This is a genomic window from Photobacterium sp. DNB22_13_2 (assembly GCF_052873915.1).
The window spans coordinates 101,287-120,250 of the sequence record NZ_JBNNXU010000010.1; the positions used below are offsets into that span (position 1 = coordinate 101,287).

Annotated in this window: 20 protein-coding genes; 9 read left to right on the forward strand and 11 right to left on the reverse strand. The window is 48.1% G+C overall.

Going from position 1 to position 18,964, the window contains the following annotated elements:
* Positions 1-3: 3 nt before the first annotated feature.
* Positions 4-906 (reverse strand): (2E,6E)-farnesyl diphosphate synthase, encoded by a 903-nt coding sequence (gene ispA, locus ACVA58_RS15625; RefSeq protein WP_446511341.1) that lies wholly within the window; start codon positions 904-906, stop codon positions 4-6.
* Complete coding sequence (gene xseB / locus ACVA58_RS15630) at positions 899-1,141, reverse strand: exodeoxyribonuclease VII small subunit (RefSeq protein ID WP_446511342.1); 243 nt, start codon at positions 1,139-1,141, stop codon at positions 899-901. The genes ispA and xseB overlap by 8 nt, the downstream gene beginning before the upstream one ends.
* 318 nt (positions 1,142-1,459) lie before the next feature.
* Between xseB and pomA the strand changes: the two genes are divergently transcribed.
* From pomA to thiI, 3 genes are all read left to right on the forward strand, one after another.
* Complete coding sequence (gene pomA, locus ACVA58_RS15635; RefSeq protein ID WP_255040731.1) at positions 1,460-2,221, forward strand: flagellar motor protein PomA; 762 nt, start codon at positions 1,460-1,462, stop codon at positions 2,219-2,221.
* A 9-nt stretch (positions 2,222-2,230) separates the two neighbouring features.
* Entirely contained in the window at positions 2,231-3,151 is a 921-nt protein-coding gene (locus ACVA58_RS15640; RefSeq protein WP_446511343.1) for a flagellar motor protein MotB, read from the forward strand.
* A gap of 229 nt (positions 3,152-3,380) precedes the next feature.
* Complete coding sequence (thiI, locus tag ACVA58_RS15645; protein WP_446511344.1) at positions 3,381-4,829, forward strand: tRNA uracil 4-sulfurtransferase ThiI; 1,449 nt, start codon at positions 3,381-3,383, stop codon at positions 4,827-4,829.
* A gap of 75 nt (positions 4,830-4,904) precedes the next feature.
* On the opposite strand, the gene yajL is transcribed toward thiI, so the two are convergent.
* The 9 genes from yajL to ACVA58_RS15690 form a co-directional block, all read right to left on the reverse strand.
* Positions 4,905-5,528 (reverse strand): protein deglycase YajL, encoded by a 624-nt coding sequence (gene yajL, locus ACVA58_RS15650; protein WP_446511345.1) that lies wholly within the window; start codon positions 5,526-5,528, stop codon positions 4,905-4,907.
* Entirely contained in the window at positions 5,518-6,459 is a 942-nt protein-coding gene (gene panE / locus ACVA58_RS15655) for a 2-dehydropantoate 2-reductase (protein WP_446511346.1), read from the reverse strand. The genes yajL and panE overlap by 11 nt, the downstream gene beginning before the upstream one ends.
* A gap of 101 nt (positions 6,460-6,560) precedes the next feature.
* Complete coding sequence (locus tag ACVA58_RS15660) at positions 6,561-7,388, reverse strand: nucleoside-specific channel-forming Tsx family protein (RefSeq protein ID WP_446511347.1); 828 nt, start codon at positions 7,386-7,388, stop codon at positions 6,561-6,563.
* A 307-nt stretch (positions 7,389-7,695) separates the two neighbouring features.
* Complete coding sequence (locus tag ACVA58_RS15665; protein WP_446511348.1) at positions 7,696-8,478, reverse strand: nucleoside-specific channel-forming Tsx family protein; 783 nt, start codon at positions 8,476-8,478, stop codon at positions 7,696-7,698.
* Positions 8,479-8,836: 358 nt separating this feature from the next.
* Positions 8,837-10,210 carry an AmpG family muropeptide MFS transporter gene (locus ACVA58_RS15670; protein ID WP_446511349.1) on the reverse strand — a complete coding sequence of 458 codons (1,374 nt, stop codon included), beginning with the start codon at positions 10,208-10,210 and terminating at the stop codon, positions 8,837-8,839.
* 175 nt (positions 10,211-10,385) lie between these two features.
* On the reverse strand, positions 10,386-10,748 hold the full coding sequence (locus tag ACVA58_RS15675; protein WP_446511350.1) for a hypothetical protein: 363 nt from the start codon (positions 10,746-10,748) through the stop codon (positions 10,386-10,388).
* Between the two features lie 48 nt (positions 10,749-10,796).
* Positions 10,797-11,351 carry a peptidylprolyl isomerase gene (locus ACVA58_RS15680; RefSeq protein WP_446511351.1) on the reverse strand — a complete coding sequence of 185 codons (555 nt, stop codon included), beginning with the start codon at positions 11,349-11,351 and terminating at the stop codon, positions 10,797-10,799.
* Positions 11,351-11,920 carry a YajG family lipoprotein gene (locus tag ACVA58_RS15685; RefSeq protein ID WP_446511352.1) on the reverse strand — a complete coding sequence of 190 codons (570 nt, stop codon included), beginning with the start codon at positions 11,918-11,920 and terminating at the stop codon, positions 11,351-11,353. Before ACVA58_RS15685 ends, ACVA58_RS15680 begins: the two co-directional genes overlap by 1 nt.
* Before the next feature lie 64 nt (positions 11,921-11,984).
* On the reverse strand, positions 11,985-13,115 hold the full coding sequence (locus ACVA58_RS15690; RefSeq protein ID WP_446511353.1) for a methyltransferase: 1,131 nt from the start codon (positions 13,113-13,115) through the stop codon (positions 11,985-11,987).
* A gap of 150 nt (positions 13,116-13,265) precedes the next feature.
* Between ACVA58_RS15690 and bolA the strand changes: the two genes are divergently transcribed.
* From bolA to nqrE, 6 genes are all read left to right on the forward strand, one after another.
* Entirely contained in the window at positions 13,266-13,574 is a 309-nt protein-coding gene (gene bolA / locus ACVA58_RS15695) for a transcriptional regulator BolA (RefSeq protein ID WP_446511354.1), read from the forward strand.
* A 786-nt stretch (positions 13,575-14,360) separates the two neighbouring features.
* Positions 14,361-15,701 carry a Na(+)-translocating NADH-quinone reductase subunit A gene (locus ACVA58_RS15700; protein WP_446511355.1) on the forward strand — a complete coding sequence of 447 codons (1,341 nt, stop codon included), beginning with the start codon at positions 14,361-14,363 and terminating at the stop codon, positions 15,699-15,701.
* Between the two features lie 3 nt (positions 15,702-15,704).
* On the forward strand, positions 15,705-16,949 hold the full coding sequence (locus tag ACVA58_RS15705) for an NADH:ubiquinone reductase (Na(+)-transporting) subunit B (protein WP_428655044.1): 1,245 nt from the start codon (positions 15,705-15,707) through the stop codon (positions 16,947-16,949).
* Positions 16,939-17,733: a Na(+)-translocating NADH-quinone reductase subunit C gene (locus tag ACVA58_RS15710; RefSeq protein ID WP_446511356.1), complete on the forward strand. Its 795-nt coding sequence runs from the start codon at positions 16,939-16,941 to the stop codon at positions 17,731-17,733. Before ACVA58_RS15705 ends, ACVA58_RS15710 begins: the two co-directional genes overlap by 11 nt.
* Positions 17,726-18,358, forward strand: a complete 633-nt coding sequence (locus tag ACVA58_RS15715) for an NADH:ubiquinone reductase (Na(+)-transporting) subunit D (protein ID WP_446511357.1) — start codon at positions 17,726-17,728, stop codon at positions 18,356-18,358. The genes ACVA58_RS15710 and ACVA58_RS15715 overlap by 8 nt, the downstream gene beginning before the upstream one ends.
* A gap of 7 nt (positions 18,359-18,365) precedes the next feature.
* Positions 18,366-18,962, forward strand: coding sequence for an NADH:ubiquinone reductase (Na(+)-transporting) subunit E (nqrE, locus tag ACVA58_RS15720; RefSeq protein WP_039460611.1), 597 nt, complete (start codon positions 18,366-18,368; stop codon positions 18,960-18,962).
* The last annotated feature ends 2 nt before the right edge of the window (positions 18,963-18,964 follow it).

An 18,964-nucleotide genomic window follows, 5' to 3' on the forward strand; every position in this document is an offset into this window, starting at 1 on the left:
TTTTTAGTTATTGCGCTCGATGACGTATCGGGCAAAAACTTCTAGTTGTTCTGTATTGTAAGGTATTGCACTCAATGCGTGTAGTGCCTGTTGGTACAGTTGCTGAGCTTTTGCCTTGGCGCCATCCAACCCGAGAAGAGCAGGATAGGTACTTTTTTCCAGCTCGATGTCCGAACCTTGTGGCTTGCCCAAGGTTTCAGTATCACTTATTACGTCAAGGATATCGTCTTGGACTTGAAACGCCAAACCAATTGCGTCGGCATAGGCATTAAGTTGAGGTAAAACGGCTACGCCTTTTTCTCCTGCAGCCAATGCGCCAAGGCGAACGGCACAGCGGATCAAGGCGCCGGTTTTATGGCGATGGATATTTTTGAGTTGTTCAAGGCCGACTTGCTTGCCTTCTGCATCCAGGTCAAGGGCTTGGCCCATGCACATGCCGCTGGCGCCAGAAGCCTTGGCCAGCTCACGGATCATCGCAACCCGGTTGGCTTCGCCATCAGCACTCAGAGATCCTGAAGCGAGAATGTCAAATGCCAGTGTTTGCAGCGCATCACCGGCTAGAATGGCGGTTGCTTCATCAAAAGCAATATGGCAGGTCGGTTGGCCGCGGCGCAGATCATCATCGTCCATTGCCGGAAGATCATCGTGAATCAACGAGTAAGCGTGGATACACTCTACCGCTGCAGCTGGCGTATCAAGATCAACAATATCGGCACCTAGCATCTCACCGGTGACGTAAGTCAGAAATGGACGGGCACGCTTGCCACCTAACAGGGTGCCATGTTTCATGGCTTTGATAAGTGGTAGCTCAGCAAAAGGCTGGGCATCAATCCACTGTCCAAGCTGCTGGTTACTGCGCGCTTGATAAAACTGAAGTGATTGCGACAGTGATGGCGTGTTATTCATTATCTGTATCAAACTTGGTCAGAGGGGCTTCGTCATCTGCCTGAAGCAGGATTTCAACGCGCTGTTCGGCTTGGGTTAGTTTCTGCTGGCTAGTGCGGGCAAGGGCAATGCCGCGTTCGAATTTTTTCAGTGCATCTTCGAGCGCAATGTCTCCGGATTCCAACTCATTGACGATTGCGTCTAGTTCATCCAGTGCGGCTTCAAAGGCCATATTTTCAGGTTTTTTTGCTGCCATAGTGGTGTCATTTCTCTTCTAAGTGCTCGAAAAATAGCGTAGAGCGTAATCTGGGTCAAATTATCTCACAGTAATCTGTGTAGCAAACATGATTTTTCTTTTTTTCTCCCGACAAGGCTAAACCTAAGCAGCAAAGTGCCGATAATAAGTTTCAGTAACGAAAAATGCTGGTGTTAGCTTCATACTGAGGTCACCTGAAGCACGAATAATGAACGAATGCAGCCCTTTTGGCATTGTGTCTTTGAAAGGTCACAAGGGGCTAGATACAATGCATCGTTCAATACTGATTCACAAGTGCAACGAACTGGAGACTACCGAGTGGATTTGGCGACCCTTATAGGATTAATTGGGGCATTTGCTTTTGTCATTATGGCCATGGTGCTAGGCGGCAGCTTTGGCATGTTCGTTGACACCCAGTCGATTTTGATTGTTTTGTGTGGTTCGTTGTTTGTAGCCTTGATGCAATACAGCGTTGGCCAGTTTTTGGGGGCCACCAAAATTGCCGTTAAGGCATTTATGTTCAAGAACGACAATCCGGAAGATTTGATTGCAAAAATTGTCGAAATGGCCGATGCCGCCCGTAAAGGCGGTTTCCTCGCGCTTGAAGAAATGGAAGTGGATAATAGCTTCCTGCGTAAAGGTGTCGATTTGCTGGTGGATGGCCATGATGCTGATGTGGTAAGGGCGACGCTGCAAAAAGACATCGCCTTGACCAATGAACGCCATGAGTTGGGGATCGGTATCTTCAAAGCACTTGGTGATGTCGCTCCTGCGATGGGGATGATAGGTACCCTGATCGGCCTGGTGGCGATGTTGTCAAACATGGACGACCCTAAATCCATCGGCCCGGCGATGGCGGTTGCCCTTTTGACAACTCTGTATGGCGCTATTATGGCCAACATGGTGATGCTGCCAATAGCGGCAAAATTGGGCCTGCGCAAAGATGAAGAAAAACTTAATCGCCGTCTGATCCTCGATGGGGTGTTGGCAATTCAGGATGGCCAGAACCCCCGGGTTATCGACAGCTACCTGAAGAACTACCTCAACGAGAAAAAACGTACGATTAACGTTGATGATTAAGAGGGGCTGATGGAAGAAGAACATAAATGTCCCCCTCCGGGGCTGCCTGCATGGATGGGTACCTTTGCCGACTTGATGTCGCTGCTGATGTGTTTCTTTGTTCTGTTGCTGTCATTTTCTGAAATGGATGTGCTGAAATTCAAGCAGATCGCCGGCTCAATGAAATTCGCCTTTGGCGTACAAAACATGCTGGAAGTGAAAGATATTCCCAAAGGGACCAGTGTGATTGCCCAGGAGTTCCGCCCTGGCAGGCCTGAGCCGACACCGATTGAGGTGATCATGCAGCAGACGATTGACATGACCCAGCGGACATTGGATTTCCATGACGGTGATTCAGACCGTGCGGGAGGCACCAAGCGCGATGCCGGAAAGGTGACTGGCGGCCAGAGCGCAGAGGTGGCGACCCAGCAAAACCAGAATAACGAATCGGAAATGACCGAAGCCCAAGAGCAGTTACTTGAAGTGCTCAAGCAGGCTCTTAACCGCGAAATGGATGAAGGGGCCATCGAGGTGGAGAACCTCGGCCAGCAAGTGGTGATTCGGATCAAGGAAAAAGGGGCCTTCCCTGAAGGGTCGGCATTCCTGCAACCCAAATTCCGCCCATTGATCCGGCAGGTTGCCGATTTGGTGAAAGATGTGCCAGGGGTAGTCCGGGTCAGTGGCCACACTGATAACCAAAAGCTGGATTCGGAACTCTATCGCTCCAACTGGGATTTATCTGCCCAGCGTGCAGTGTCGGTAGCACAGGAAATGGAGCAGGTCGATGGGTTTGATCCCCAACGTCTGCGCGTGGTCGGGCTGGCAGGCACCCAGCCTCTGAATGAGAATGCGACACCGGAAGAGCGCAGAGCCAACCGACGGGTAGAGATTTCAATCATGCAGGGTGAGCCCCATTTCAGTGAGGAAATCTCCACTCGCACCGTGCAATAATGCTAAATAGGCGATTCAATTAAGGTCGGCTCCATCACAGGAGCCGGCCTTTGTTTTATGAGGTTACAGCAACTGGCTAACGACAAATGAAAATATGCCTACACTATATTTAAGCTCCTTGAAGTTACTTAGGTATAAATATCCTTGTTTCAGCAACAGCCTGCTTGCTGTATAATCCGCGCCTTTCAGCCTTTTTGGTATTGTTTGGCCCAGTGTAGCGAAGCGTGTTATGAAATTTATTGTTAAACCCCATCCTGAGATTTTCGTAAAGAGTGAATCTGTACGTAAGCGTTTTACCAGAATCTTAGAATGTAACATTCGCATTATCCTTCAGCGTTCATGTGAGTCTATTGCGGTGATTAATCGCCGCAGCCATATTGAAGTGGTGCCAAAAGACGACAGCCAGCGTGAAGCGATATTGACGGTCTTGACCCAGACTCCGGGTATCCACCATGTGCTGGAAGTTAAGCAAACTGACTTCACCGATTTGCACGACATCTACGAGCAGACTCTCGCGCATGTTGGTAACACTCTAGAAGGCAAAACCTTCTGTGTTCGTGCCAAACGTACCGGTAAGCATGATTTTACCTCGATCGAGCTTGAGCGTTATGTGGGCGGTGGCCTGAACCAGGCTGTTGAGTCGGCGTCGGTGAAGCTGAAGAACCCGGATGTGACTGTCCGTGTCGAAGTGCAAAATGAAAAGCTGAACCAGATCCTTGCCCGCCACAAAGGCTTGGGTGGTTTCCCGTTGGGTACTCAGGAAGATGTATTGAGTTTGATTTCTGGTGGCTTTGACTCAGGTGTATCAAGCTATCTGCACATCAAACGCGGTAGCAAAGTGCATTACTGCTTCTTCAACTTGGGCGGTCCTGCCCATGAAATCGGTGTAAAGCAGGTTTCACACTTCTTGTGGAAGAAGTATGGTTCGTCCGCTAAAGTGAAGTTTATTGCGATCGACTTCGAACCTGTTGTTGGCGAAATCCTTGAAAACATTGATGACGGCCAGATGGGCGTCGTACTCAAACGCATGTTCATGCGTGCAGCGGGTATGGTTGCCGAACGTTTTGGTATTCAAGCATTGGTGACCGGTGAAGCTTTGGGTCAGGTATCGAGCCAGACCCTGACGAACCTGCGCCATATTGATAACGTGACCGATACGCTGATCCTGCGTCCGCTGATCAACTGGGATAAAGAAGACATCATTGATGTTGCCCGTAAGATCGGTACCGAAGATTTTGCTAAGACCATGCCGGAATTCTGTGGTGTGATCTCCAAGAGTCCGACGGTAAAAGCGGTATTGCAGAAGCTGGAAACCGAGGAAGCGAAGTTCGATTACACTGTTCTAGAGCGAGTGATTGCTGAGGCGCGTGTGATTGATATCCGAGATATTGAGAAAGAAAGCCAAGAGCAGGCTCCGGAAATCGAGCTGGTAGACCAGATCGAAACGGATGCTGTGGTACTGGATATCCGTAGCCCGGATGAAGAAGACGAGAACCCGCTTGAACTCGGCAATGTCGATGTGAAGCACCTTCCGTTCTACAAACTGGCTACCCAGTTTGGTGACTTGCCGCAGGATAAAACCTATCTGCTGTACTGTGACCGTGGTGTCATGAGCCGCCTACAGGCGCTTTACCTGAAAGAGAACGGTTTTGACAATGTGAAGGTCTACCGTCCTTAATTCAGTAAAGCTGTATGTATAAAAAACGAGAGCCTTGGCTCTCGTTTTTTTTATGTCTGTAGTTCTATGCCTTACCTATTTTCTTGGTAACACCGTGTAGTGCATATTCGGCCACACGACCATAGGCTCAGCTACCTCAGCCGATTTTTCCTTGCCGGCAAGGTGGTTGATGATCTCAAACGCGAACTCCATTGCGGTACCCGGTCCTTGGCTGGTTAGCAAGCGGTTGTTAACGTCATAGACCACCCGCTTAGTGCGCAGTCGCTCGGCCGGAATACGGTCATGGAAGCTAGGGTGCGATGTCATCAGGGCTTCGGGATAAAGCTGATGGTGTTCTAGCACCAGGGCTGGAGCGGCACATATAGCCGCAACTAACTTGCCATCGTATTTGTGCTGTTTGACAAACTCAACCAGCAGCGGGCTGTCACGGAAGCATTCCGCCCCACCAAGCCCACCGGGAAGTACCACACAGTCAAACGGATCATCGGCAATATTGACTAAGGCTGTATCGGCAACCAGTTTGATCCCTCGCGAGCCTTCCATGATCAACGCCCCGTCGGACGCAGCGCTGGCCGTCGTTACCGAAAAATTAGCGCGAACCAGCATGTCGACAGTCGTGATGGCTTCTATCTCTTCCGTTCCCGGCGCAATGCATACAGCGACCTTGATAGGGTTCGGGCTGGTGCTGTCATTGGTCATGGTATTTTCTCTCCAATTCTTTTATAGCCTGCCACAGGCGATGGTTGTGAGGGACTTCAATGTTATGTGTTGCCGCCCGGGCAATAAGATACCCGCTAATATAGTCGATTTCTGTCTGCCTTTGATGGCAAACATCCTGATTCATGGAAGAAAAATTATTAGCCGTTGCATTTATCACCGTATCGACCCGTTGTCTGAGCACTGAAGCGGTAACCGGGTACCCCTCTGCGGACATAACCAAAGCGACCTCTTCGCAAATAGCGTTTAGTTCGATATCGAACTCTAATCTTGCCAGCTCACCGTTCTTGCAATGATGGAGTGCTGTCAGAGGGTTGATGGCACAGTTGATAGCCAGTTTGTGCCATAGTGGTTGGTTGACATCTTCCTCCCATTGGCAAGGGGGCAGGGCATCATCAAGTAACTGTGCCAGCTGCTGGTGCTGGATGCCGTGTGACGTAATTCCCCCCAGTAGGGTAGGGCCAATGCCGGTGTGGAGCACTTCATCTTGACTAGGGCGGAAAGCGGCTTGGGCGGTGGTGGCATAAATGATCGGGTTGTCGGGCAGCAGATTCAATACAGTTTGCTGGCTGCCCATGCCGTTGTGCATGATCACAACTGCTGTCTCGGGGCTCAGGTGCGGTTTGATAGCTTGAATGGCAGCATCTACCTGAAAGGCTTTGACGGTGATCAGTAGCAGTTGGCTGTTAGTCAGTAAAGTGGGTTGGTTGGCCTCAAAATGGAAGGTATTTGATCGAGCCCTACTATGAGTGAGCGATTGGGGAGTGAGCGATTGGGTAGCTTCCGTTTCTGATAATTGAATACTCAGCTGGCGGCTATTATCGCGAGTCCAGAACTGGACGTGGTGTTGATTAGCGAGTTTGCAGCCCCATAGCCTGCCGACGGCACCGGCGCCGAGAATGGTGATGTTCACAACTTGCTTCCGTGTATTGGGTATCTATGTCGAGATAATAACATCGATGGAAATAATGAGGAGAGTGTTCCACTCTTCCCTGAGTGGATAAGGCGGTGTTTCTAGAATTTGTAAGTCACCGAGAAATAGTGGCTGATACCGGTAGACTCAAAATCGTTAGTGTCTTCAATGAGGTAAACATCATTATAGAGTTTGAAACCGTAGCCCACGGCATAGCGATCAGAGTGCCAGTAGAAGCCGTTGAACATTACACCACCATGGTTTGCCTGCGAGTTTCCTTTGAAAGTGTCATCTGCAGCGAACTGGTAGTCAATATAGCCTTGATAGGCAATGAAACTGTCATTGGAAAAGGTATAAAAGGGCTTGAACCAATTGGTTGAAAGTTGTAAGCCGTTCCAGTCTTTATTGTTGATGTCATAAAGTCCGTAGAGGTTGAGGCCTACTTTTCCAAACCACGGTACCTGAACGTCAGAGCCTATACCCCAGAAGGAGTTATTGACCGGGGGAAAATCACTCTCTTTGGCATAGCCCCCGTCCCAGTTGAATAGCGTTGCGATGTAGAACTCTTGAAATGGGCCTATGGAAAGGTCTCTTTTGGTCATCGCATCAAGGGAAAGCCTGGGGGCAAATTTCATGAATATCTTAGGTTGCTCATGTTTATCACTGGCATCGTGGTCGGTTAAATCGAAGACATCGACATAGCCGTAGAGGTCAAAGATTCCTGAGCGGCCACCGAATTCCATCTCTAAATAATCATGGCCGGAACGTGCATCGGGTGAGCGCGGGAGTTCTTCAAGGGCGTACATTAGATTAAATTGCAGCCATTTATAATCGTTTTTATGGATATCATCTGAATAATCGACAGCATAGCTGGTTGTTGGCAGCATCACTGCTGCGCTGATACTTAAAGCGGTCAGGGTTTTATGCATGATATTGTCTCGCTAGCCATTTGCCATTGCTTGTGAGCGCTGGATAGCCATGTTGTCTGGCGTAGTCCAGTGCTAATTAAAGGCTAGCGGAATAGTGCGTGGCTGGCGGATTGTCTTGCAACTGCGGCAAGGATCTTGCCTATGAAAATCTTAATGCTGGAAAAATGTGCCAGAAATGAACAACAAAGATCGAATGTCTCGAAAATAATTACTATCTTAGATTTGAGAGGCGTAGGGCGGGATTATAAAGAGGCATAAAAAAAGCACCCGAAGGTGCTTTTTTCTATCAAACTACGAGAGCTGTAACTTAGAACTTGTAAGTTACGCTGAAGTAGTGACCAACGCCGCTAGACTTAAAGCCGCTTGTGTCTTTGATTCCGTAAACATCTTTGTATGCTTTCAGGCCATAACCGACTGCGTAGCGGTCAGAGTGCCAGTAAAGGCCGTTGAACATCGCACCGCCGTTGCTTGATGTTGCGTACTCGTCTTCCATGCCGAACTGGTAGTCGATGTAACCCTGGTAAGAGATGAATGAGCCATTTTCGAAGAAGTAGAAAGGCTTGAACCAGTTGGTAGATACTTGGAAGCCGTTCCAATCTTTGTGGTTTGAATCGTAAGTACCGTATAGGTTTAGGCCGATTTTGCCCAACCATGGAACCATTACGTCAGAACCCAGACCAATTTTCTGAGTGTTAACACCAGAGTTACCACCCCACTCCATAAGTGTTGCTAGGTATAGCTCTTGTACAGGACCGAAAGACAGATCTTTACCCGTGACTGCGTCAAGAGACATACGCGGTGCAAACTTCATGAAGATTTTTTCTGCACCATCTTTGTCGCTGCTTGGATCACTAGTTAGGTTGAATACGTCAACGTAACCGTATAGGTCGAAGATACCTGAACGACCGCCGAATTCCATTTCCATGTAATCGTGAGTCGATTCGCCTGGTAGTTCATCAACAGCCATCATCAGGTTGAACTGAGACCAGCTATAGTCGTTTTTGTGGATGTCGTCAGAGTAATCAGCCGCATTAACTGCTGGAACAGCAGAGGCAGCTAGAACGCTTAGTGCTACTAGTGATTTACGCATGGGGTGAACTCTCGCTAATTGTGTTTTAAGACCGGACTTTTGTCTGCCCGTGTTCTGTTGGCGGAGAGTTTATTGTTTTATGTCACCTTTGTGAATGTAACGATTGCGCAATCCTTTGCTAAATGTGATCTCGATCGGTTGTAATCGATTGCAAGCACGAATTAAAGTGATCTTTAGCGTGTTTTTTGTGCGTTTTATTGTAATTTTTCTGAACTAAGTGTGAAGGGGGCACTCTAAGCGCGGTTTTGCTATCTCAAATAGGGGTGAAAGGCGTGCAAAATTAAAAAGGAAGTATTCCTGCTCAACAGAATACTTCCTTTCAATGTTCCACGCTGCGGGATAGAGCGTAATTGTGTTGCTACTGGCTCTCTGCGCTAAGGCTGGTACTGTGCTTATTAACGATGTAGATCAAGCCCAGTACCGGCAGACCGATAAGGGCGGTAGTGAGGAAAAAGATATTGTATCCATACATGTCGACATACAAGCCCGAGAAACCGGCAATGAATTTCGGGAACAGCAGCATGATGGAACTAAATAGCGCATATTGTGTGGCCGAAAAAGCCACATTGGTCAGGCTCGACATGAAGGTAATGAAAGCGGCAGTGGCTATGCCTGCACTGAGGTTATCCAGTGATATTACCAAGGTCAGCATCGGTAAGCTGTTTCCGATATAGCTGAAAACCATGAAGGCCAAATTGGTGAGAGCGGCGAGCACGGCGCCCAAGGCAAGAATGCGCATGGTGGAATACTTGCTGACCAAGATCCCGCCAAGGCCAGCCCCCAGTAGTGTCATGATTACGCCATAGATTTTTGACACTGAGGCCACTTCGGTTTTAGTAAAGCCCATGTCGACGTAGAAGGCGTTGGCCATGACCCCCATCACAACATCAGAAATTCGGTAGCAACCGATCAGGGCAAGGATCAGCAGGGCTTGCTTACCGTAACGGTCGAAGAAGTCTTTAAAAGGCATCACGGCGGCGGCATAGAACCAGGCTATGAGCCTTGCCTTGCGCGGTGAGGTCCCTTTGGCTATCAGGCTTTGGCGGAACTCTTTCTCGACATTATCGACAGCTGAGCTATCAATGGTCGGCTCATGAATACAAAGCGCAGTGACTAGGCCGACCGACATCAGGCTTGCCATAATGAAATAGGCATACTTCCAGCCTTCTGGATCGTAGGCGGTATTGGAACCAAACCATGCGGCAAATGCGAGTGCGCCGGCACCCGCCATGATCATAGCGAGGCGATAGCCGGTCATGTAAGCAGCAGCCAGTGCCGCTTGCAATCGCTCGGAAGCTAATTCGATACGATAAGCATCAATCACAATGTCTTGTGATGCCGATGAAAAAGCCACGATGACGGCAAAAATAGCCAGTTGGACTAAATCACCTTGTGGGTTGCTGACGGCCATCCCTATCAGGGAGCCAATGATCAGTAACTGCGAGAAGATCATCCAGCCTCGGCGTCGCCCGAGTAGTGATGACAAGATCGGAATTGGGAAGCGGTCGATAAGCGGTGACCAGATCCATTTAAAGCCGTAGGCTAGTGCCACCCAGCTGAAAAAACCGATATCGGTACGGCTTACATCGGCTTCACGTAACCAGAAAGATAAAGTACCAAATACCAGTAGCAAGGGTAAGCCGGAAGAGAAGCCCAGTGCCAACATGATCAGGACTTTTTTCTCTAGATATACTCGCCAACCAAGTTTTTCATTTTCAATCGATTGCTCCATGGATCCCTCAGGTCTTTCTGAATTAGCAGCCAGTAGTATACCCTCAAGCAAGTTGGGTATACCCGCAAGCTACCGAGTAATTCAGTCAAAATACAGTAAAAAAAATATGAATATTGTATATCTCTGAAACAAGGCAGGGTGAGGCGAGGGAAAGGAGTAACGGCAGGGCGGAAGATTATGGACGAATGCCCTGCATTTTTTCCTGTCGCTCACCGACTCCGAGCAGAAACTGTGCTGCTGAAGCCACTTTGTATTGCAAGAAGTTATTACCCAGCAGCTCATGTTCTTCCAGCGATTCCAGCAAGTGGACTAAGTACCAGTAAGTGGATTCGTAGTGATTGTCAGGGGAGCCTGAAGGTACAGAGAGTTGCCACCATTCATGAAGGTGTTCGGTGACGGTGGTTTTCATGGCGTCGTAATCGACGTCGCCGTTGATCGTCCCCAAGGCACTGAGAGCAATCGCCGGCGCATAGTCGGCAATATGCTGGCTGATCAACTCAGCAGGGGCTGCATGATTGGAAGAGACAAGTTTGAGCATAGCTGTCACCTGATCACAAGCTAATGATCAGGTGACATTAGCTTGTGTCTAATTTTTAATAATTTTGACACTTTCAATAACTATAGGTTGCTCAGGAACATCTTTCATACCCATAGAGCGGATAGTTGTAGTGGGAATTTCCGTCATTTTTTCAATAACTGGGAAGCCGCTCACAACTTTGCCAAATACTGCGTAACCCGGGCGGCTACCTTGAGCATCCAAGAACGTATTATTTTGGTAGTTGATATAAAACTGGCGAGTTGCCGAGTCAGGATCTTGGGTGCGAGCCATCGCGACCGTGGCTTTGGCATTGCTTAGGCCATTGGTGGATTCATTTTTGATTGGCTCATAACCTGAACGACGCTTGAGATCTTTGTCAAAACCACCGCCTTGGGCCATGAAGCCTGGGATCACACGGTGAAAAATTGTTCCTTCATAGCTGCCATCCTCAACATAGCGAAGGAAGTTCTCGCTCGAAACCGGGGCTTTTTCTTGCTCAAGCTCAATGACGAACTCACCCAGGTTGGTAGTGACCGACACTTGGGGGGCAGCACTAACCGGTAATGCTAAGCAAAGTAATAGGGTCGAAAAAAAGCGACGCATTATAGGTTCTCCTGCATATAAGCATTTAACTCTGGATCAGCATAGATGTCTTTCAGTACAGCGGTAATTAAATTGTTCATTGATTGCTCCATATCCTCTACCGATGCACTCATAGCACCATTGCGGGCAGACTTGCCAGAATAGCGTTTAACAAATTTACCTTTTGGCGTTTCCACAACCAGTTGAAGCTGCAGTTTACTGCTGAGATCATGGCTTACTACGCTGTGCTTTACGTTGACCATCGCTTCAAGGATATCAAGGCGCAAGGTCCCCTCGCTGTCTTCAGCAATGGTATAACCTTGGGCGATCAACTGACGTGATAGCGCATTTTCCATTGTGATACGGAGGTTTTCGTTGCTGTGTAGCGGCTGAACATTTTCACGGCCACTATCGACAACTGCAATGAATTGGGCTGCACGAAGATCACGGCTATCGAGATTCATGCTCTTGCCTTGTACCAGAGGCTGCGAGGCAATTACTGGCTCTGGGCTGATGGACAGCTGAGGCTCAGATGGGGTAGAACAGGCCGTCAGGGCAAGCACGGAGGCTGCAACAAGAAGCTTCTTCATAGTCATTCTATCCTTGGGTATAGGCGGGGCTGCGCAAGCTCCCCGTAAAAAGTGATATTGTAATTTACTTATCTGATTGATAAACGACAAATTTGTTATTTTGGGCTATGACGGTGACATTGCCAAATAAACGTTTGAGTTTTCCACCGTATCCTAGGTGGCGGTTACCAATAACAATCAGTTTGCCGCTACCGCGTAGCACATGTTTGGCGTCGCAAAACATTTGCCAGGCAATATGGTCGGTGATGGCTGCCTGCTGGTGGAAGGGTGGGTTACACAAAACTAAATCGGCGCTCTGGACTGGAAAGTTGTCTAGGCAGTTGTTTACTGTTGCTGTTAGCTGCGATGGATTATCAAGGTTTGCCTCGGCGTTCATGCGGGCAGATGCGGCAGCCATGTAGCTTTCATCGACACATACCACATTTGCCTGCGGATTAAGACGAGCAGCCTTGATGCCGATGACACCATTACCGCAACCGAGATCGACGATGTCCTGATATTGATTGCCACTAGGGATGTGTTCTAGCAACAAGCGGGCACCGATATCCAAACTATCACTGGAAAAGACATTGGCATGATTGGCTAGGGTGATTTTATGTTCAGGGACATCCCATTGCTGTGGTGCTGGCAGTGGCTGGGTAAGTTCAGGGTTGCTCTGGCAGAAAATTAAGCGAGCTTTTTTTACGGCTAGTGAGGTTTTGGTTTCACCGAGGTGCTTCTCGAACAGCTTCAAGGTCGAGGAGTGGATGTCTCGTGTTTTGGCCGCTGCAATCACCGTGCAATTAGCTGGTAGCAACTGACAAAGCTGCTGCAGCTGCCATACTAGCAAGCGATTGTTTTTCGGCAGTTTCATCAACACCAATTGCGGATTTTCAGGCATATCAGTCAGACAGTCGATGATATTGCTTTCAGGCAGCTGATTCTCTGTAAGGTTGGCCATGCAACCCTGCGCCGAGATGAAAGAGTCTGTGACGGTTGTGACTTTACCGTCATTGGCAAACCAGCAGCTAAGTGCCCCGAAACTGTCGTTCAGGATCAGGATCGGGCGCGCTGGATCGAGGGTGATATCAGCCTCTTTGACGTGGTTGATCAGGTACTCGTCTGCTGCGTCCCATGCCTGCAGGGTGTCGTTGTTCCTTGCTGGGTATCGCTGCAAGATCAGCGTACGCTCATGAAGGGTTAGCTCTGGTTTCATTAACGGTTACTTTACGGTATGTTTACTCATTGACTGGTATTTTCGCAAAACCAGCCACTACTTAAAACACATTTTATGTCAGTCTTTATATTACTACCGCACATAAGTTGCCGTCAGTAGTGCTGATATTTCTTTGGGAGAAGGTACACCATGATCCAAGAACGTATAAAAGATAAACTACAGCACGCGTTCTCACCCCTTCATCTTGAGGTGATCAATGAAAGTTATATGCACAATGTGCCGGAAGGCTCAGAGAGCCATTTTAAGGTGATTGTGATCAGTGAGCAGTTTGAGGGGATGCGTCTTATCGGTCGTCATCGTGCTGTGAACTCGGCCTTGGCTGACGAGCTTGCCAACCATATTCATGCCTTGGCGATCCACACTTATACCAAAAGTGAGTGGCAGAGCCAGCAAGAAGGGGCGCCAGCATCGCCGGCGTGCCGTGGTGGTGGTAAATAAGGCTGACTGACAGCTGAACTAGATAAGAAACCGCAATGATTGCGGTTTTTTTTACCCTGAAATTTGAAGCCTTGCGCATCATTTCTTTAATCAATTTCGTACTATTGCAGAGATACGGCCTATTATTGGCTTGATTGCGTACTTTCGATGACTGAACGGTATAACTTTTCTTATGATGTCTATAATAGGGGCTGTCAGTTCGTTAAGCGTCGCATTGCTTCTAAACATAAAACGAATAACAAATAGCAATCTGTACGGACCAACCGAATAGGTTAGTGAGCCTAACCAGTAAGAAATTTTGGATAATTGTCCGTTTTTGAGGTGGAAAGATTAATACCACCAAGAGGTTACTGGTATCTTAGGTGTTAACAGTGATTAACATTGCGACATATTTGAAACATATAATAATGGGGCATTTTGCCCCATTGTTGTGACTATATAGTAGTTGTTGGTTTTTTATTAATTTGCTGGTGCTAATGCAAAAAAAATGATAAGTGCTCAGTATTGTCACTTTTGTGTGTTAGTTCAAAATAATGACCCAACAATGATATTGCGTTTAAAGAGTTAGCCGATTTTCAGTCCGATTAGCGTTGTTTGCCATGGTAAAATCCAACGGAATAGTGCTAAAATTCCGGCCTCAAAATTACTCGACACTCAAAGTGTGATGAGTAAGTGAATAGGATGTTGCGTTGCTGGTTTTGGATCAAACCGGCTTCGGACGAAGGAAAGTCGTGTCTAAATTGCGCAATAGAAAATTTTTTTCCCGTTAATGTAGTGCAAGTGCGTATGATTACAATAAAGAAGGGTCTGGATATCCCAATTTCAGGGACTCCTACCCAGGCGATAAATGATGGCAAGGCCATCACACGTGTCGCCTTGCTTGGCGAAGAATATGTTGGTATGCGTCCTACAATGCATACCCGCGTAGGGGATGTAGTGAAAAAAGGTCAGGTTCTTTTTGAAGACAAGAAGAACCCTGGCGTTAAATTCACTGCTCCAGCCAGCGGCAAGGTTGCAGAAATCAATCGTGGTGCGAAGCGTGTTCTACAATCCGTAGTGATTGATGTAGAAGGCGACGAGCAGGTTACATTCAACAGCTATGACGCTGGTCAGATTGCTCAACTTGAGCGTTCTGTACTGGTCGATCAGCTTGTTGAGTCTGGTATGTGGACAGCGCTTCGTACGCGTCCTTTCAGCAGGGTCCCAGCGATCGATGCTGAAACTCAGGCTATCTTTGTAACGGCTATCGACACCAATCCTCTAGCAGCTAACCCAGAAGTTGTTATCAACGAGCAAAATGATGCATTTATTGCAGGTCTGACTGTATTGTCACGCCTAACAAGCGGTAAAGTATTGGTTTGTAAGTCTGGTGCAAGTCTACCTCGCTGCAGTGAAGCCAATGTGGAAGAGCATGTATTCAACGGTCCGCACCCTGCGGGTCTGGTTGGTACTCACATCCACACGTTGTTCGGTGCAAGCATCGCGAACGTGGCATGGCACATCAACTATCAGGACGTTATCGCATTCGGTAAATTGTTCCTGACTGGTGAGCTATTCACTGATCGTGTGGTATCTCTGGCTGGTCCTGTTGTTAACAACCCTCGTCTAGTTCGTACTCAAATTGGTGCGTCTATCGAGCAGATCACAGACTCTGAAATGATGCCAGGCGAACTGCGTATTCTTTCTGGTTCTGTACTGAACGGTGTTAATGCAGCAGGCCCTCATGCCTACCTAGGTCGCTACCATCTGCAGATTTCTGCTCTTCGCGAAGGCCGTGAAAAAGAATTCTTGGGCTGGATCGTACCAGGTAAAAACAAGTTCTCAGTTACTCGCTCTTTCCTAAGCCAGTTCTTCCCGGGTCAGCTATTCAACATGACCACGACGACGAACGGTTCTGAGCGTGCGATGGTGCCAATCGGCAACTACGAAAAAGTAATGCCGCTTGATATTGAGCCGACTCTGCTTCTTCGTGACCTATGTGCCGGTGACGTTGACAGTGCTCAGCAGCTAGGTGCACTAGAGCTGGATGAAGAAGATCTAGCACTATGTACGTTCGTATGCCCAGGTAAGTATGAATTTGGTCCTATGCTACGTCAGTGCCTGGACACAATTGAGAAGGAAGGGTAATTCATGAGCCTCAAGAATTTACTCGAGCAGGTTGAACACCACTTTGAGCCAGGTGGTAAGCACGAGAAGTGGTTTGCGCTTTACGAAGCGTTTGCAACTTTGATGTACACACCAGGCCAAGTAACACGTACAAGCGCACACGTTCGTGATAGCGTTGACCTAAAACGCATCATGATTATGGTGTGGTTTGCGGTTTTCCCAGCAATGTTCTGGGGTATGTACAACACAGGCCACCAGGCTATCACTGCGCTTAACCACATGTACGTGGGTGAGCAGCTAGCAACGCTTGTTGCTGGTGACTGGCACTACTGGTTAACAGAAATGTTAGGCGGCACCATGTCAGCAGACGCTGGCTGGGGTAGCAAAATGCTACTGGGTGCGACCTACTTCTTACCTATTTACGCGGTTGTATTTGCAGTAGGTGGTTTCTGGGAAGTTCTATTCTGTATGGTGCGTAAGCACGAAGTTAACGAAGGTTTCTTCGTAACCTCGATCCTTTTCGCATTGATCGTACCGCCAACACTACCACTATGGCAGGCAGCACTAGGTATTACCTTCGGTGTTGTAGTTGCTAAAGAAATCTTTGGTGGTACTGGTCGTAACTTCCTTAACCCTGCATTGGCAGGTCGTGCGTTCCTATTCTTCGCATACCCAGCTCAGATCTCTGGTGATCTAGTATGGACTGCGGCAGATGGCTTCTCTGGTGCAACAGCACTAAGCCAGTGGGCACACGGTGGTCAGGCTGCAGTGATGAACACTGTGACAGGCGATGCAGTAAGCTGGATGGACGCGTTCATCGGCCGTATCCCTGGTTCTATCGGTGAAGTTTCAACGCTAGCTATCATCCTTGGTGGCGCAATGATCGTGTTCATGGGCATCGCTTCATGGCGCATCATCGCGGGTACACTGATTGGTATGATCGCGACAGCAACGCTATTCAACATTATTGGTTCTGACACCAACGCAATGTTCAGCATGCCATGGCATTGGCACCTAGTTCTAGGTGGTTTTGCATTCGGTATGATGTTCATGGCGACCGACCCTGTGTCTGCTTCATTTACCAATAAAGGTAAGTGGTGGTACGGCGCGCTAATCGGTGCAATGGCTGTTATGGTTCGTGTGGTTAACCCTGCGTACCCAGAAGGTATGATGCTAGCAATCCTATTTGCTAACCTATTCGCACCTCTATTTGACAACCTAGTAGTTCAGGGCAATATCAAGCGGAGACTAGCTCGTCATGTCAAGTAATAACGATAGCATTAAAAAGACGCTAATTGTTGTTATCGCACTGAGCCTAGTGTGCTCAATCGTGGTATCAGCAGCGGCGGTTGCTCTGCGTCCACTGCAGCAGAAGAATGCGGTGCTTGATGTTCAGCGCAATATCCTTTCAGTAGCGGGCCTTCTTCAAGACGGCACGAACATTACTGAAGCGTATGACCAGTTCATCGAGCCTAAGCTTGTTAACCTAGAAACAGGTGCGTTCGTTGAGCAAACTGAAGCAGGTGCGACTGCATCTGAGTACAGCCAGCGTGACGCAGCGAAAGATCCAGCTCAGTCTGTTCGCCTATCGGGTGAACAAGATCTGGCGAAGATCATTCGTCGTGCAAACGTTGCAACAGTTTACCTAGTGAAAGATGCGAACGATAACATCGAGAAGCTGATCCTACCGGTACACGGTGGTGGTCTGTGGTCAATGATGTACGCATTCATCGCTGTAGAAACTGACGGCAACACGCTTGCGGGTATCACTTACTACGAGCAGGGTGAAACTCCTGGACTTGGTGGTGAGATCGAGAACGCAAACTGGCGTGCACAGTTCGTAGGTAAAGAATTGTTCGACAGCAACAGCAAGCCAGCTATCCGCGTCGTTAAAGGTGGTGCACCTGAAGGTGACATCCACGGTGTAGATGGTCTGTCTGGTGCAACCCTAACTGCAAATGGTGTTCAGCACACCTTCGACTTCTGGTTGGGTGACATGGGCTTTGGTCCATTCCTGGCTAAAGTTCGTGAAGGAGGCCTAAACAATGGCTGATACTAAAGAAATGAAGAAGATTCTGTTTGCGCCGTTTCTCGACAACAACCCGATCGCGCTTCAGATTCTTGGTGTTTGTTCTGCTCTGGCAGTAACTACCAAACTAGAGACAGCATTCGTAATGACCCTTGCGGTAACGTTCGTTTGTGCTTTCTCTAACTTGTTCGTATCCCTGATCCGTAACCACATTCCAAACAGTGTACGTATCATCGTACAGATGGCGATCATCGCTTCATTGGTAATCGTGGTTGACCAGGTACTGAAAGCCTTTGTTTACGATATCTCTAAGCAGCTTTCTGTATTCGTTGGTCTGATCATCACGAACTGTATTGTTATGGGTCGTGCTGAAGCATACGCAATGAAGTCTGCACCACTTCCATCACTTGTTGATGGTATTGGTAACGGTCTTGGTTACGGCTTCGTACTTATCACAGTTGCTTTCTTCCGTGAGCTATTCGGTTCAGGCAAACTATTCGGTGTGGAAATCCTACCGCTAGTGTCTGACGGTGGTTGGTACCAGCCAAACGGTATGATGATCCTTGCACCATCAGCGTTCTTCCTGATTGGTTTCATGATCTGGGCAATCCGTATCATCCGTCCAGAACAAATCGAAGCGAAGGAGTAAGGGGAACATGGAACATTATCTTAGCCTTCTAGTTCGTTCGATCTTTATCGAGAACTTGGCACTGTCGTTCTTCCTAGGTATGTGTACATTCCTAGCCGTATCGAAAAAAGTGAAAACTTCTTTCGGTCTGGGTGTAGCGGTTATCGTTGTACTAACGATCGCTGTTCCAGTGAACAACCTGATTTACAACTTGTTGCTAAAAGACGGTGCCATTGTTTCTGGTGTTGATCTTAGCTTCCTGAACTTTATTACGTTCATCGGTGTTATCGCGGCATTGGTACAGATCCTGGAAATGGTTCTGGACCGCTTCTTCCCGCCGCTATACAACGCACTAGGTATTTTCCTACCATTGATCACAGTAAACTGTGCGATCTTCGGTGGTGTATCTTTCATGGTGCAGCGTGATTACAACTTTGCTGAATCTGTAGTATATGGTCTAGGTTCTGGTATCGGTTGGATGCTAGCAATCGTTGCTCTTGCGGGTATCCGTGAGAAGATGAAATACTCAGATGTACCTCCTGGTCTTCGCGGCCTAGGTATCACATTCATCACCGTTGGCCTTATGGCGTTGGGCTTCATGTCCTTCTCCGGCGTTCAGCTGTAATC